The organism is Leifsonia stereocauli (assembly GCF_038432415.1).
Lineage (GTDB): Bacteria > Actinomycetota > Actinomycetes > Actinomycetales > Microbacteriaceae > Orlajensenia > Orlajensenia stereocauli.
This window is the reverse complement of the sequence record NZ_JBCAUN010000002.1, coordinates 650744-665610: the sequence shown is the minus strand read 5'-3', so window position 1 is coordinate 665610 and position 14867 is coordinate 650744. Positions and strand designations below refer to the sequence as shown.

Sequence of the window (14867 nt, the reverse complement as noted above, 5' to 3'; positions counted from 1 at the left end):
CACCACTCGGTGGATGCCGCGAATCAGCCGACGAGGGGCTGCCGCCGCAGAGCCGCCGCTGCCACTCTGGGGGCATGACCGAACCTGAATCCGTCGTGCGGGTGCGCGACCTGCACAAGAAGTACGGGCACCACCACGCCGTCGACGGTGTGAGCTTCGACATCCACCGCGGCGAGACCTTCGCCCTGCTCGGCCCGAACGGCGCAGGCAAGTCCACGACGATCGAGATCCTCGAGGGCTACCGCGACCGTACCGAGGGCGACGTGAGCGTGCTCGGCACCGACCCCGGCAAGGGTGGCTTGGCGTGGAAGGCCCGCCTCGGCATCGTGCTGCAGTCCGGTGGGGAATCCGGCGTCATGACGGTGTCCGAGCAGCTGCGGCACTTCGCGGGCCTGTACCCGAACCCGCGCAGCGTCGACGAGGTCATCGCCGCCGTCGGACTCCAGGAGAAGGCGAAGACCCGCATCAGCCGGCTCTCGGGCGGCCAGCGTCGTCGGGTCGACGTGGCCCTCGGCATCATCGGTCGGCCCGAGCTGCTGTTCCTCGACGAGCCGACGACGGGCTTCGACCCCGAGGCCCGGCGCGACTTCTGGACCCTCATCCGTCAGCTGAAATCGGAGGGGACGACCATTCTGCTCACCACCCACTACCTCGACGAGGCCGCCCAGCTGAGCGATCGTGTCGGAGTCATCGCGGGCGGCAAGCTCATCGACATCGGAACGCTCGACGAGATCGGCGGCGACGACGCACGCATCCCGCGGGTGCGCTGGCGCGATCGCGACGGCCTGCGCGAACGCAGGACGCCCGAGCCCGGCGCCCTGGTCAGCGCCCTGTGCGCCGAGTTCGGCCACGAACCGCCTGAACTCGAGGTGATCCGCCCGAGCCTGGAGGACATCTACCTGCGCCTGGTCGCCGACTCGCAGGCCGCGACAGAGGCGGCCGCGACGCCGGTAGCCGCGGCACCGGCAGCGGCCGCACCGGCCGCACCGGCCGCCGACGACGAGGAGGTGCTCGCATGAGCATCGTCACCCTGGGCGCCTCCCGCGTGCGCTACGAGACGGCCAGCTACTTCCGCACCCCCGACGCCGTCTTCTTCACCTTCCTGTTCCCGCTCATCATGCTCGGAATCTTCACGACGGCCTTCAGCTCGTCAGGAGACGTGAGCGCGGGGCCGGGCACCACGACCATCAGCGTCGGGGCGTACTACCTCCCCGGCATGCTCGCAGCGGGCATGCTGCTCTCCGGCGTGCAGAACCTCGCCGTCGACATCGCGGGTGAGAAGGGCGACGGCACCCTCAAGCGCCTCGGCGGCACTCCGCTCTCCCCCGTGAGCTACTTCCTCGGCAAGATCGGGCAGGTCTTCGTGACGGGCATCCTGCAGGCGGCACTCCTGCTCCTCGTGGCCGGGACCCTCTTCGGAATCGCCCTGCCCACGGAGCCGTCGAAGTGGCTCACCTTCGCGTGGGTCTTCGTGCTCGGCGTCATCACCTCGGCATTCCTCGGAATCGCCCTCTCGGCACTTCCGCGGTCCGGACGCAGCGCGACCGCCGTCGTCATCCCGATCGTGCTGATCCTGCAGTTCATCTCGGGTGTCTACCTGCAGTTCTACCTGCTGCCCGAGTGGATGCAGAACATCGCCAGCATCTTCCCGCTCAAGTGGATGGCACAGGGCATGCGCGCGGTCTTCCTGCCCGAGGACTTCCAGACGCTCGAGGTGGGTGGAACCTGGGACCTCGGCGCCGTCGCCATCGCCCTCCTGGTCTGGCTCGTGATCGGCCTGGTGCTCAGTCGGCTCACGTTCCGCTGGATCCGCAAGGATGCCTGACGGGTCGCCTCGATTCGTTCACGGATGCCGCCCGCCACGTTGGTGACAGAGTAGAGCCGTGCAGAACCGACGCTGGTGGGACGTGGCCGCGGTCGCGGTCGCGGTCGTGGTGGCCGCGATCTCGGCGATCGCCGGCTCGCTCATCGCCTCGGACTGGGGCGCCTGGGCGTCCACGGCTGCATTCCTGGTGTTCTACTTCGCCTACGCTCGCTGGCGCATCACCGCACCTCCCAGCCCGCACGATGCGGTCGCCGTGCTGGGGTTCTCGGTCATCCTCGCTGTCGGCGTGGCCTTCGAGCCGTCGTTCGCCATCCTGCAGACCTTCCTCTACCCCTTCGCCTGGTCGATCGCCACGAACACGCGCAGTGCCGTCTTCGCCAACCTGCTCGTCGGCTCGGCCGTCGTCGTCGGCTACACGGCCCGCTACGGCATGGGCGGCCTCTGGAACGGCATCGCGATCGCAGCCCTGTCGGTCATGTTCTCGCTCGCGCTCGGCCTCTGGATCACCCGCATCGCGGAGTACGGCGAGGAGCGCGCCCAGCTGCTCTCCGACCTGCAGGCCGCGCAGGGCCAACTGTCTGCGCTCTCCCGCGAGTCCGGGGTGTCGAGCGAGCGCGAGCGGTTGGCCCGCGAGATCCATGACACCATCGCGCAGAGCCTCACCGGACTCGTCATGGTGGCGCAACGTGCCCGTGGGGAGGTGGCGGCTCTCGAGGGATCGGAGCGCGCCGTCGAGAGCATCGAGATGATCGAGGCCCTCGCCCGCGAGTCACTCACCGAGGCGCGCTCACTGGTGGCGTCGATGGCGGCGGTGCCGTCTGGGTCGAGCCTGGCCGAGGCGATCGAGCGGCTGGCGGAGAGGTTCCAGCGCGAGACCGGCGTGCTGGTCAGCACGACGGTCGATGCCGAGGGCCTCGACCGCGAACGCGAGGTGGTGCTGCTGCGCTGCACACAGGAGGGTCTCGCGAACGTGCGCAAGCACGCGCGGGCAGCCACGGCATCAGTTCGCATCGAGAGCCGGGACGACGCGATCGTGCTCACCATCAGCGACGACGGGTCGGGGCTCGCCGGGGTTCCCGACGGGGCATCGGGCGGCTTCGGCCTCGCCGGCATGCGCGAGAGGGTGGGGCTCGTGGGCGGACACCTCACCGTCGGCGAGACGCCGGGCGGTGGAGCGACGCTGACCATCACGCTGCCCGTGGCCAACGCCGCGCCTGCAGTCCCCGCCTCGTCCGCTGCTGAGACCGCGGGGACGGATGCCGGCGGCGGCGTCGCTGCATCCGATGCCCAGCAAACGGGCCTGCCGAGCTGGCGCAACGGGGTGACGCCGTGATCCGGGTGGTGGTCGCCGACGACCACCCCATCGTGCGCGCGGGCATCGTGGGGCTGCTCGCGACGGCCGACGACATCGAGGTCGTCGGCGAGGCGTCGGACGGCGAGGAGGCGCAGCGCCTGACGGCCGAACTGCAGCCGGACCTCGTGCTCATGGACCTGCGTATGCCGGGCGTCGGAGGCGTCGAGGCGACGGCCCGCATCCTGGCCGCGAGCGGTGCTGCCGGGGCGACTGGAGCGACGCGGGTGCTGGTGCTCACGACGTACGAGACCGACGACGACATCATCGGCGCCATCGAGGCCGGGGCCAGCGGCTACCTGCTGAAGGCGGCTCCGCAGGCCGAGATCATCGAGGGGGTGCGCGCCGTCGCCCGAGGGCAGACCGTGCTCGCCCCGAACATCGCCGCCATGCTCGTGCAGCGAGTGCGCATGGGAACGCAGGTCCCGGAGGCGGCAGACACACCGCGGCTCTCGGCACGCGAACTGCAGGTGCTCAGCCTGGTGGCGGCCGGCCACAGCAATCCGCAGATCGCGGCCGCGCTCTTCATCGGCGAGGCCACGGTCAAGACTCACCTCCTGCACGTCTTCGAGAAGCTCGCCGTGAGCGACCGCACCCGCGCCGTGACGCGCGCGATGGAGCTGGGCCTTCTCTAGCCCGCCTCGCCTCACCTCGCCTCAGGAGACGACTTGTCAGTTGTGGTCGGGTGACGGATGCCGCACCCAGCCACAACTGACAAGTCGAGCTCAGAGCGCCAGGGCGACGAGCAGCAGCACCAGGCCCAGCAACGGGGCCGTAGCCTGCACCATCGCGGCGCGGGCCTTGGTGCGGTCCGACAGGATGAGCACCAGGGCGGCGGCCACCATGGACCCGGCGCTCGCGAACGCGAGTGCCGCGCCGATCTCGAGCGAGCCGACCGCCAGGAAGACCACGCCGATGGCGAGGATGATCGCCAGGAACAGGTTGTAGAAGCCCTGGTTGAAGGCGAGGCCCTTCGTGATCTCCGCGGTCTCGGCGGTGGTTCCGAACGTCCTGCGCGTCGACGGCTCGGTCCAGCGCACTGACTCCAGCACGAAGATGTAGACGTGGATCAGGGCGGCGATGGAGAGGATGACCAGGCTGGCGATGAGCATGCCATCACCCTATGACCGGCGGTGCGGATGACGCAGCTACAGCAGCTTGCGCGCCGTCGCCCAGGCCGTGAGTTCATGCCGCGACGACAGCTGCAGCTTCCGCAGCACGCTCGACACGTGGGTCTCCACGGTCTTGGTCGAGATGAACAGCGTCGCCGCCACCTCCTTGTAGGCGTAGCCGCGGGCGATGAGGCGCATCACCTCCTGCTCGCGGGCCGACAGCCTGTCGAGCTCCTCATCCGTCGACGCGATCTCGCCGCCGGCAGCACCGAAGGCGTCGAGCACGAACCCGGCCAGCCGCGGTGAGAAGACGGCGTCGCCGCCGGCCACGGCGTGCACGGCACGGCTGACGTCCGACCCCGAGCTGCCCTTGGTGATGTACCCGCGGGCACCGGCACGGATCACTCCCACCACGTCCTCCGCCGAGTCCGAGACGCTCAACGCCAGGAAGCGCGTGCCGGGCACGAGGGCCGCCGTGCGCCTGATGACCTCGGCGCCGCCGGAGGATGCCGCATCCGTCCCTCCCGGGAGATGCACGTCGAGCAGCACCACAGTGGGCGCCGCAGCGGTGATGACCGCGATGGCGGAGTCGACGTCGTCGGCCTCGCCGACCACGAGCACCGAGTCGTCGAGATCGGCCCGCAGTCCGGAGCGGAAGATGGAGTGGTCGTCGACGACGACCACGGTGATCTGATCAGCCACGCGCTGCCTCCCCGGTCTCGAACCGCAGGTGCACCTCGGTGCCCACGCCGCCGGCACCCGGGCCGACCGTGCCGCGGCCGCCGGCTCGCCGCATCCGTCCGATGATCGATTCGCGAACGCCGAGACGATCCGAGGCGACGGATGCGACATCGAAGCCGGGCCCGCGATCGCGCACGAACACGTCGACCGCCGTCGCCGCGCCCTCGATGTAGACCGAGACGTCGCCCCCGGCGTGCCGGGCGGCGTTGAGCATGGCCTCGCGCGCGGCAGCTGCGAGCTCGCCGCTGGCGCGCTCGGTGGACGATCCGACGGCCACCACTTCGATGTGCACGGGGTAGTCGAGTTCGAGGGCCGAGGCGAAGTCGCGGAGGTCTGAGGCGAGATCGCTGTCGGCGGGCGAATCGCCCTCGAACAGCCAGCTGCGCAGCTCCCGCTCCTGGGCGCGGGCGAGGCGGCCGGCCTCGCTCGAGGCGCCGGCGCGATTCTGTATGAGGGCGAGGGTCTGCAGCACGGAGTCGTGCAGGTGAGCAGCGATCTCGCTGCGCTGCTCGTCACGGATGCGCGCGACGCGCTCCGTGGTGAGGTCGTTCCAGAGCGTCACGAGCGACGGCGCATAGAGCAGCCCGATGCCGATGACGACGAACAGCGCGGCGAGGAACACGAGGGTCGGAGCCTGATCGGCGCTCGGCCCCGTGAGCAGCACCACCGCGAGCACGGTGAGGGCGCCCGTGGCCACGAGGCGCACCGCGAGCTCGGTGCGGCGCCCGCGCTCGGGGTCGCGGCGATCGATGAAGCTCGCCCACGCCCCGGCGGCCACCGCGAGGAGCACCGTGATCACGACCGTCGGGATCCACGGAACCGCGCCGCCGACGCCCACGTCGTACGTGGTGAGAGCCTGGCCGATGGCCGTGACGGCGCCGCCGATGGTGAGGGCGACGAGGATCCAGGCGACGGGGGCCCGACGCGTGACGCGAGGGGCGGCATCCGTCGGCTCAGCCCACGGCGTGAAGGCCCAGAGCCAGATGTAGAGCAGCACTCCGGCGCCGATCAGACCCGTGACGAGGAAGATGACGCGCACCAGCAGCGGCGACCAGCCCAGGTGCGTCGCCAGCCCGCCGGCCACCCCGGCGACGTAGCAGTCGCGGTCGCGCACGAGCGCTGGCACGGGGCCGGCGCTGCGGGGAGCGCCCGACCGCGCGTTCTGCGCGTTCAGACGGCGGGCGGATGCTGTTGACACTCCTGAATCCAATCACGCGACGGTCGACCCCGGGAGGACGGCAGGGAGAAGTCAGGGTGCGGTCAGGGTCGTACCTGATAGCGAGCCGAGTGCCCGGGCGGCACCATCGAGATATGGCAGTGAAACAGACCCCATCAGAAGAATCGTCCGGCTCCGAGTCCGCGGCACCGGACACGGAAAGCAGCACGACGGATGCGGCGTCGACTGCCATGATCCCCGCGGATGCCACGGCACGCACTGCCGAAGCAGACGCGGGGAGCACGGCCGGCGGATCGCCGGGGGGCGAATCCGCCGGCCGCATCCCGGGCGGCGAAGGCGACGAGGGACACACGGGCCACACCGACGGCTCAGCCGCAGTTGACGGAGCGGGCTCCGCGGCTGGCGGCGCCGACGGCACCGGAGGCACCGGGGGCGCCGGAGGCACCAGAGGCAGCGGCACCGGGGGCGCCGGAGGCAGCGGCACCGGGGGCACCGGAGGCAGCACAGGCGCACCCTCCTCCGGTGCAGCACCATCCGCTCCCGACACCGGCTTCTTCGGCTGGATGCGCTCACTCGGTGTTCCGCGCCTCCCGGGCTGGCTCGGCGGTGTGGCTGCCGGCGTGAGCGCCCGCCTCTCGATCGACCCCATCATCGTGCGCGGAGTCCTCGTCGTGTGCGCCCTGTTCGGCGTTCCCGTCTTCCTCCTCTACGGCCTCGCCTGGCTGCTGCTGCCCGACCTCACCGGGCGCATCCACCTCGAACAGCTGCTGCGCGGAGTGTTCGACAAGGCCCTCGTGGGCATCGCGATCCTCGTGCTGCTCGGTCTCTCGCCCTTCGCCATCGGCGGCGACCCGTTCTACGGCGACGCCTGGAACGACATCCAGTACGGCAGCTTCTGGACGTCGAGCCCGTGGGTCTACGGCATCCGCTTCCTCTGGACCATCGCGCTCATCGGCGCCATCACGGCCCTCATCATCTGGCTGGTGCGCCGCAACCGCACCTCCGACCTGGCGTCGCGCTCCGCCTCGACCTCCCCCGAGGCTGCGTTCGCGCAGTACGAGGCCGAGGCGGCCGCAGGTACCGCCACGGCCTACGGCGCGCCCACCGCGGCAGCGGCATCCGGAGTCCCCAACCCGACGCAGACAGCTCCGGTGACGGATGCCGCCCTCGACGGCACCGAGCCCGTCGCCCCGACACAGCCGGCCAGCACAGACCCCGGCACGGACGAGTACGAGGCGTGGAAGGCCCAGCACGCCGCCTGGCGTGTCGACCACGAGGCGTGGCGGCAGTCGCAGGCCGACGCCAACCGCGCCGCGCGAGCTCAGCTCGTCGCCGACAACAAGGCGCGCGCCGCAGCCTTCACCGCTCGTGCCGACGAGGCCAGGCGCCTGCGCAAGCTCACCCGCCCGCGCACCAGCTTCGCCTACATCGTCGCCACCCTCGGCGCCGGCCTCGTGGCCGGATCGATCGCCGCGATCACCGCACTCGACGGAGTGAACGGCGCCTACGCCGTGACGATCGGACTCGCCGTCGCCGCCCTCGTGTCGGCGCTCTCGATGATCGTCGCCGGCCTGCTGCGTCGGCGCAGCGGCTTCCTCGCCTTCGTGACGATCGCCGCCCTGGTGCTGGCCATCGGGTCGGCTGCGGTCCCCCGCACCGATCACCTGCTCCTCGGCGACAACTCCATCGGGCTCGACGGATCGAAGAGCTACCTGCTCCCGGCCGGCACCGCGTTCATCACGGCGGCCGCGAGCACGGCGGCGCTGCCCGGCACGCAGAAGGTCGACATCACCCTGGGCGCCGGCAACGTCTACCTCGACGTCTACGACGGAGCCACGGTGAAGATCGACGCCGAGCTCGCCTCGGGCTACTCCTCGGTGTGGACAGTCGGCGCCGACGGCGAGTACACCGACGGGCAGGACCTCAGCCGGGTGACCGACGCCGACGGCGACATGCACCTCGTCGGGGTGGTCGGTGAGAGCCCGGGCATCGGCACAGCGCCCGACGCCGCGATCACCATCCACGGACTGACCGGCGGCATCCAGGTCACCGTCCACGAGGAGAACTGACCATGAGCGACGACCAGGATACGCAGAGCCGCCATCACCGTTCACGGACCGACCGGTTGAATCCAGGTCACCAATCTCGAGGGGCAACGACCATGAGCACAGACTCGAACCCGACCACGCCGTACGATTTCGGCACGACGGCGACGGATGCCGCTGCGCCGGATGCCGCGTCGACGACGCTCGGTTCCCCGACACCGGCGGCATCCGTCCCGGCCGGGCCCGTCATCCGCTGGGCCGCCATCGTCTGGGGACTCGCCTTCGCGGCGATCGCCTCCGTGCTGCTCGTGATCGTCACCGACGTCGAGCGCCGCCAGGACTTCTCGTCGTGGCTCGAGACGCTCACCCCGGGCACCTTCGCGCTCTACGCGGTGCTCGCTCTCGGCGGGCTGCTGCTCGTGGCCGGCCTCGCAGGCATCCTGCGGCGAGCGACGCGCGCTCGACCCGCTCGCTGAGGCCCGGACGGAGTCGCGGGCGCTTCCCAGTCGCCCGCTCGCCGCTTACGGCCGCTCAGCTCAGGCTGAAGCGGCCAAAAGTGGCGAGCGGGTGGTGGGCGCCTCGGGCGGTCGCTTCGCTCGGCCCTCAGCGAGTAGGTGGTTGGCGAGGTCGGAGCTCAGCGAGCCGGCACCCGATCCACGACGATCGCGCCATCGACAACCGTCAGGAGCACCGGTGACTCGGCGAAGGCGTCAGGATGCGTCGTCAACGGGTTGTCGGCGAACACGGTGATGTCGGCGCGCTGTCCGACCTCGAGCCGGCCACCGTCCTCACCCACGGAGCGCCAGTACTGGCTGGTGTAGCCCTCGACCGCCGCTGCCGCAGAGATGGCCTGCTGCGGCTGGACCGGCTCGACCTCGAGACGCCCCGTAGGGCGTCGCAGCACCGCGGAACCCAGCGAGGCCCGCGGGTCGTAGGGTGCGATGGGCCAGTCGGATCCGAGGGTCACGATCACCCCACGCCGACGCAGGTCGCCGATGCGCCAGGCGCGATCGGCACGCTCGTCACCGAGTCGCGTCGACCAGTTGTCGGTGTGATCGGCCCGGGAGTAGTGGGTGCAGTGCGTCGGCTGCATGCTGGCCGCGATGCCCGCCCGGGCGATGGTGTCGAGCACGTCGTCCGGCAGTGTCTCGATGTGCTCGATGCGGTGCTGTGTGCCGTTCGAGCCCAGTGCGGCCAGTGTCTCCGCGACGAAGGCGATGCCCTTGTCTCCGATGGCGTGGGTGGTCGTCGGGATGCCTCGATCGTGCAGGAATGCAACGGCGCGGCGGTATTCCTCCTCGTCGAGCCAGAGCGAATCGGTCGACTCGCCTCGCGCATCTGGTTCGAACAGCCAGGCTGTCCCGTTGTCGATGGTGCCGTCGATCATGAGCTTGACGCCCTTCACGTGCCAGCGCCGACCGCCGGTGCCCTGCAGAGCCACGACCTGGTCGAGGTCGGCATCCGTGAAACCGGGCATGACGAAGGGAGAGATGCGCAGACGGATGCCGAGCTCTGCGCGCGCCTCGACGGCCTCCAGAAGTTCGAACGAGTCCGGAGCCGAGAGATCGAGCATCTGGCCCGCCACGAGACCCGACTCGGCCATGCCGCGGAACAGCGCCTCGAGAGCGTCGACCCGATCGGCGAAGGTCTGCTCGGGCAGGTGCGGCCACACCAGTGCCTGTGCACTCAGCTCGAGCAGCAGCCCGGTGGGAGCGCCCAGCGAGTCGACGACCACGCTCGAAGCGTCCGCGAAGGTCTCGCGGCCGGTGATGCCGGCGACGCGCAGCGCCTCCCGGGAGGCCACGGCCGAGTGCCCGTCGAACAGGGTGACATAGACCGGGCGGCCCCCGTCGATGCCGTCGAAGAGGGAGAACGACGCCTCCCCCGACCCGAAGGCGTTGGGGTCCAGACCCCATCCGAAGATCCACGGGTCATCGCGGGCGCTGATGTGCGCCGCGAGTGCCGCGCGAACCTGCTCCCACTCCACGAGCCCGGACAGGTCGACGCCGCGGGTCATCTGCAAGCCCATGATCGGGTGGATGTGCGCGTCGATGAATCCCGAGCTGATGGTGGCGTCGCCGAGATCCACCACACGAGCGGCATCCCACCGGTCGGAGTCCGACGCGGGCCCGACCCCGACGATGACTCCACCGCTGATCGCGACGAAGCCGGCTGATGCCGCCTCGCCATCGAGCACCTCGGGGGTCAGTACGGAGCCCCCGAGCACGAGCAGGTCGCACGTGGCGTTCATCGCGTCACCTCGGTGTACTCGCTCGCTCCGCCGATGCCGGCGTAGACGTCGGGGCGAGTGCGCTTCCAGACAGCGGCGAGTACGACGCCGATGAGGAAGGTGACCGGGGTGATCGCGATCAGGATGGCGTTGACGGCCGGGCCTGCAGCGGTGAGCAGGTCGAACGATGTGCACAGCACCCAGAGGATGGCGATCTGCAGCACCCCGGCCACGATGGCTGCGGGGATGACGTACCACCTGCGCGCGAGCTCGCGGTTGCGCAGGAAGAAGACGACCACGGCTATGCAGGTCAGCACCTGCAGGGCGATGATGCCGATGACGCCGGGGCTGTTCACCCAGAGCAGCAACTGCAGGTACGGGTCGAGGCCGAAGACGGCGAACGCACCGACGACGATGACGGCGAGCGCTGTCTGCACGAGCCCGGAGACGACCGGCGATCCTGTCTTCGGGTCGACGCGGTGCAGCACCCTCGGAAGCACCCCATCGCGGGCGAGTGAGAAGGTGTAGCGGTTGATGGCGTTGTGGAAGGCAAGCTGCGAGGCGTAGACGCTCGTGAGGATCAGCAGGTACATGACCAGCTCGGCCCAGGCTCCGAGGTACTGGCCGGCCTCGGCGAAGACCAGTCCGGCCGGGTTCTCACCTGCAGCAGCAACCGCGTTCGCCTCTCCCAGGCCAATGATGATCGCCCAGAGGATGAAGCCGTAGAAGACGGCCATGAAGATCACCGAGATGTAGGTGGCTCGAGGGATGGTCTTGTTCGGGTCGCGCGCCTCCTCGCGGTAGAGGGCGGTCGACTCGAAGCCCATGAAAGCGGCGAAGCCGACACCGAGGATGGCGAACATGCCCGGGTTGAACAGGTTCGCCGGATCGAGGGTGCCGAACGTGATGCCGTCCGCACCACCCTGCGCGAGAATCACGACGGCGAGCACGATGAGGATGAGCGCCTCGAGGGCGAGCAGCACGCCGAGCACCTTCGCACCGACGTCGATGCCGCGCCACGCCACGAGGAAGACCGCGGCGATGCCGATTCCGGCGATGACCCACCAGGGGACGTCGATGCCGAACTCCTTCTCGAGCATCTCGTGACCCTGCGTGCCCATGAGGCCGTAGAGGCCGATCTGCAACGCGTTGTACGAGACAAGAGCCACGAAGGAGGCGCCGAGGCCGACGGCCTTGCCCAGGGCCTGCGTGATGTAGGTGTAGAAACCGCCGAGTGCCTTCACGTAACGCGTCATGGCCATGAAGGCGATCGCGAAGATGCCCAGGATGATGCCGGCCACGGTGTACGCCAGCGGCGCCGAGACGCCACCGATGAGGATGGCCAGCGGCGCGACGCCGGCGATGATCGTGAGGGGCGCGGCCGCGGAGATCACCATGAACACGATGCCCCCAGTGCCCAGGGCATTCGTGCGGAGGGACTGCGAGTCCTGTGGCGCGGTGGCTGATGCGGTCACGGATGCATCCTGCTCCGATGCGGGTGACGTGTCGATGAGTTCCATGGCTGAGCTCCCTTGCTCGAGTCGTTCGTGTCAGCGATCCAGATCGGTGATGACGGCTCGATAGGCGATTGCGATGGTGTCGACGGTAGGAGTCAGATGTTTCGAGCACGTCACGAAATTCAACCGATTTCGTAAAGTAAATCGATTATGCACTATTTATTTCGTATTGCATAACCGATTTTGCACGACTAAATCCGCATTTCTGATGCAGTATGTCTACGGAATCCGTCGCGTGGATCGCCTCTCGATGACGGAGATCGCGACCTCGACGCGCTCTCCTCGCCGGGAGCCGCCGTCGAGGGAGTCCGCGAGAAGCTGCATGCACTGGCGTCCGAATTCGCGGGCATGCAGGTCGAGCGCTGTGATCGAGGGCTCCACCAGAGCGAGCGAGTCGCTGTCGACGTAGCTGGCGAGCAGCAGGTCGTGCCCGATCTCCAATCCGGCCGAGCGGATGGCGTCGAGTGCGATGAGAGCCGTGCCTTCAGGGGCCGCGATGATGCCGTCGACACCGTCGAGGGCGCCCAGCAAGCCGTCGAGCAGGCCGCGCACCTGCTCCGTCGTCGACTGGAAGTCGCCGACGAGCATGTGCTCCGCGATGCCCTTCTCGGCGCACCACTCCCTGTAGCCGTCCTGCATGCCGCGGCCCCAGGCGATCGAACGGTCGGGCAGCAGGCACGCGGGCCGGCGGCATCCGTTCGCCCACAGATGATCGAGCAGAAGGCGGATTCCGCGACGGTGGTCGCCGTAGACGACGCCGTACGGCTCCTCGGCGTCGGCCGGTGCGTCTTCGCCGCTCACCACGGGGCTGCGCCCCGAGAGCAGGCGCTCGACGATGGGGTCGCCGTCGATGGGGTCGATCATGATGAAGCCGTCGAGGTGTTCGGTGATTCCGGAGCGTGGAGCGAATGCCGTGGGCATCAGGGTGACGAGAAGGTCGGAGGCCTGAGCCTCCTCCACCGCGCCGAACGCCACGTCCATGTAGTACCTGAAGCTCAGGGTGTGGTCGGGAACGTAGAGGCCGATGGCACCGGAGCGGGAGCCCCGCAGGTTGCGGGCCATGACGTTGACGACGTAGTCGAGATCGTCGGCGGCATCCTTCACGCGCTGACGCGTGGCCGGCGCGATCCGCCCCTTGCCGCTCAGCGCGAGGGAGGCCGTGGCCCTGGAGACGCCGGCCCGATCGGCGACATGCTGGAGGGTGATGACGTCGGGGGCTTGCTGCACCTCGTCAGTCTAGGCACGGCACCGGGGCGCTTCAGCCGCGGACTGCGTCCGGGCCTCAGCGACCGGGTTACTCCGGTGACTCGGTCTCAGCCGCCGTCAGCGTCTCGCCGCGGAAGAAGGCGGGGCGCTTGTGCCACTGCCAGAGCATCACGACGACGCCGCCGAGCAGCACCACCATGCCGAGCACGAACACCAGGCCGAGGCCGCCGACCGACGACCCGCTGCCGTAGTCGGGGTCCATGCTGTCGATGAGCGTCGTGAAGAACAGCACGCCCAGGATGACGCCGCCGATGAGCGGGAACAGCAGGGTGAAGAACACGTTCCGCACCGAGCGGAACCACTGGGCGCGGAAGTACCAGACGCAGGCGAACGCCGTGATGCCGTAGTAGAAGCAGATCATCATGCCGAGTGCCGTGATGGTGTCCCACAGCACGTTCTCGCTGAGGAAGCGCATCACCGTGTAGAAGACCGAGGCCACGATCGCCGACACGATGGTGGCATAGCCGGGGGTGAAGAACCGCGGGCTCACCTTCGCGAACTTCTCCGGCAGAGCGCCGTAGTGGCCCATGGCCAGCAGGGTGCGCGCCGGGGAGACGAATGTGGACTGCAGGCTCGATGCCGAGCTGGTGAGGACGGCGAGCGAGACCAGCACAGCGAGCGGTCCGAGGATGGGGCCGGCGAGGTGGAAGAAGACGTTGTCCTGGATGTCGGGGTTGCCGAGGCCGTACTCCCCGTCGCCGACGCCGGCGAACGCGATGAGCGAGACGGCGATGAGCAGGTAGAGGATCACGATCGTGACGACGGTGATGGTGGCTGCCTGGCCGGGCGTCTTCGATGAGCCCTTGGTCTCCTCGTTCATCGTGAGGGTCACGTCCCAGCCCCAGAAGATGAAGATCGAGAGCGAGAGGCCGGCGGCGAACGCGCTGAACGAGTCGATGGCGAACGGGTTGAACCACGACCACTCGATGGCCGTGGCGTCGAAGGCGTTGCCGTTGGCCACCTCCACCAGTGCCGCGACCGAGAAGAGCACGAGCACGAGCACCTGGAATCCGACGAGCCAGTACTGCAGCTTCTGCGTGGTCTGCATGTCGCGATAGGAGATCCATGTCGCACCCAGCATGAAGAGCAGGCAGGTCACCACGTTGACGAAGGGGTTCATCGCGATCTCGGCGATGTCGGGGTTGCCGACGATCTGCGAGATCAGCAGGAACAGGAAGTCCACGGCGATGCCGGCGAGGTTCGACAGCACGAGGATGGTCGCCGCGATGAGGCCCCATCCGGCCATCCAGCCCACCCACGGCCCGAACGCCCGGGTGGCCCAGGTGAACGAGGTGCCGGAGTCCGGCATCCGTCGATTCAACTCGCGATAGCCGAAGGCCACGAGCAGCATCGGGATGAACCCGACCAGGATGATGGCGGGAACCTGCACCCCCACCTCGGAGACAGTCGGACCGAGCGCCGCGGTGAGCGTGTAGGCCGGGGCGATGCACGAGATCCCGATGACGATGGCGCCGATGAGCCCGACCGAGCCGGCGCTCAGGCCCTTGCCCTTCTTCGCTGTCTCACTGCCGGCTGCCGTGCCGGGGATGGCGGAACTGGCCGCTGTGAGCGGTGCCTGCGGGTCTGAGGGGTGCGTCATTGC

At 69.2% G+C, this 14867-nt stretch carries 13 protein-coding genes; 6 read left to right on the top strand and 7 right to left on the bottom strand.

Annotated features, from left to right (window positions below):
• Positions 1-74 precede the first annotated feature (74 nt).
• From AADV74_RS11995 to AADV74_RS11980, 4 genes are read left to right on the top strand one after another with little or no spacing between them, the layout of a single operon-like run.
• On the top strand, positions 75-1019 hold the full coding sequence (locus AADV74_RS11995; protein ID WP_342114343.1) for an ABC transporter ATP-binding protein: 945 nt from the start codon (positions 75-77) through the stop codon (positions 1017-1019).
• Complete coding sequence (locus tag AADV74_RS11990) at positions 1016-1825, top strand: ABC transporter permease (protein WP_342114341.1); 810 nt, start codon at positions 1016-1018, stop codon at positions 1823-1825. Before AADV74_RS11995 ends, AADV74_RS11990 begins: the two co-directional genes overlap by 4 nt.
• Positions 1826-1883: 58 nt before the next feature.
• The gene (locus AADV74_RS11985; RefSeq protein ID WP_342114339.1) at positions 1884-3158 is read left to right on the top strand and encodes a sensor histidine kinase; all 1275 of its coding nucleotides are present in this window, start codon (positions 1884-1886) and stop codon (positions 3156-3158) included.
• The gene (locus AADV74_RS11980) at positions 3155-3811 is read left to right on the top strand and encodes a response regulator (protein WP_342114337.1); all 657 of its coding nucleotides are present in this window, start codon (positions 3155-3157) and stop codon (positions 3809-3811) included. The genes AADV74_RS11985 and AADV74_RS11980 overlap by 4 nt, the downstream gene beginning before the upstream one ends.
• 90 nt (positions 3812-3901) lie before the next feature.
• Here the strand turns inward: AADV74_RS11980 and AADV74_RS11975 are convergent, their stop codons facing one another.
• The 3 genes from AADV74_RS11975 to AADV74_RS11965 are packed head-to-tail and all read right to left on the bottom strand — an operon-like array spanning position 3902 to position 6227.
• Complete coding sequence (locus tag AADV74_RS11975; RefSeq protein WP_342114334.1) at positions 3902-4288, bottom strand: DUF1304 domain-containing protein; 387 nt, start codon at positions 4286-4288, stop codon at positions 3902-3904.
• Between the two features lie 36 nt (positions 4289-4324).
• A complete protein-coding gene (locus tag AADV74_RS11970; protein WP_342114332.1) occupies positions 4325-4990 on the bottom strand; it encodes a LuxR C-terminal-related transcriptional regulator in 666 nt (221 codons plus the stop codon).
• A complete protein-coding gene (locus tag AADV74_RS11965; protein ID WP_342114330.1) occupies positions 4983-6227 on the bottom strand; it encodes a PspC domain-containing protein in 1245 nt (414 codons plus the stop codon). The genes AADV74_RS11970 and AADV74_RS11965 overlap by 8 nt, the downstream gene beginning before the upstream one ends.
• Positions 6228-6340: 113 nt before the next feature.
• On the opposite strand from AADV74_RS11965, the gene AADV74_RS11960 reads away from it, so the two are divergent.
• Complete coding sequence (locus AADV74_RS11960) at positions 6341-8275, top strand: PspC domain-containing protein (protein ID WP_342114328.1); 1935 nt, start codon at positions 6341-6343, stop codon at positions 8273-8275.
• A 92-nt stretch (positions 8276-8367) separates the two neighbouring features.
• On the top strand, positions 8368-8727 hold the full coding sequence (locus AADV74_RS11955) for a hypothetical protein (protein WP_342114326.1): 360 nt from the start codon (positions 8368-8370) through the stop codon (positions 8725-8727).
• 158 nt (positions 8728-8885) lie between these two features.
• On the opposite strand, the gene AADV74_RS11950 is transcribed toward AADV74_RS11955, so the two are convergent.
• The 4 genes from AADV74_RS11950 to AADV74_RS11935 form a co-directional block, all read right to left on the bottom strand.
• Positions 8886-10502 carry an amidohydrolase gene (locus AADV74_RS11950; RefSeq protein WP_342114324.1) on the bottom strand — a complete coding sequence of 539 codons (1617 nt, stop codon included), beginning with the start codon at positions 10500-10502 and terminating at the stop codon, positions 8886-8888.
• Positions 10499-12001 carry an APC family permease gene (locus AADV74_RS11945; protein WP_342114322.1) on the bottom strand — a complete coding sequence of 501 codons (1503 nt, stop codon included), beginning with the start codon at positions 11999-12001 and terminating at the stop codon, positions 10499-10501. Before AADV74_RS11945 ends, AADV74_RS11950 begins: the two co-directional genes overlap by 4 nt.
• A 216-nt stretch (positions 12002-12217) precedes the next feature.
• Positions 12218-13225: a LacI family DNA-binding transcriptional regulator gene (locus tag AADV74_RS11940; RefSeq protein WP_342114320.1), complete on the bottom strand. Its 1008-nt coding sequence runs from the start codon at positions 13223-13225 to the stop codon at positions 12218-12220.
• Between the two features lie 67 nt (positions 13226-13292).
• The gene (locus tag AADV74_RS11935; RefSeq protein WP_342114318.1) at positions 13293-14864 is read right to left on the bottom strand and encodes an APC family permease; all 1572 of its coding nucleotides are present in this window, start codon (positions 14862-14864) and stop codon (positions 13293-13295) included.
• Positions 14865-14867 lie beyond the last annotated feature (3 nt).

What these genes read in the sequence shown, in the direction of transcription:
- AADV74_RS11995 (WP_342114343.1), top strand. Translation starts at nt 75, where the DNA reads ATGACCGAACCTGAATCCGTCGTGCGGGTGCGCGACCTGCACAAGAAG.
- AADV74_RS11990 (WP_342114341.1), top strand. Translation starts at nt 1,016, where the DNA reads ATGAGCATCGTCACCCTGGGCGCCTCCCGCGTGCGCTACGAGACGGCC.
- AADV74_RS11975 (WP_342114334.1), bottom strand. Translation starts at nt 4,288, where the DNA reads ATGCTCATCGCCAGCCTGGTCATCCTCTCCATCGCCGCCCTGATCCAC.
- AADV74_RS11960 (WP_342114328.1), top strand. Translation starts at nt 6,341, where the DNA reads ATGGCAGTGAAACAGACCCCATCAGAAGAATCGTCCGGCTCCGAGTCC.
- AADV74_RS11955 (WP_342114326.1), top strand. Translation starts at nt 8,368, where the DNA reads ATGAGCACAGACTCGAACCCGACCACGCCGTACGATTTCGGCACGACG.
- AADV74_RS11950 (WP_342114324.1), bottom strand. Translation starts at nt 10,502, where the DNA reads ATGAACGCCACGTGCGACCTGCTCGTGCTCGGGGGCTCCGTACTGACC.
- AADV74_RS11945 (WP_342114322.1), bottom strand. Translation starts at nt 12,001, where the DNA reads ATGGAACTCATCGACACGTCACCCGCATCGGAGCAGGATGCATCCGTG.
- AADV74_RS11935 (WP_342114318.1), bottom strand. Translation starts at nt 14,864, where the DNA reads ATGACGCACCCCTCAGACCCGCAGGCACCGCTCACAGCGGCCAGTTCC.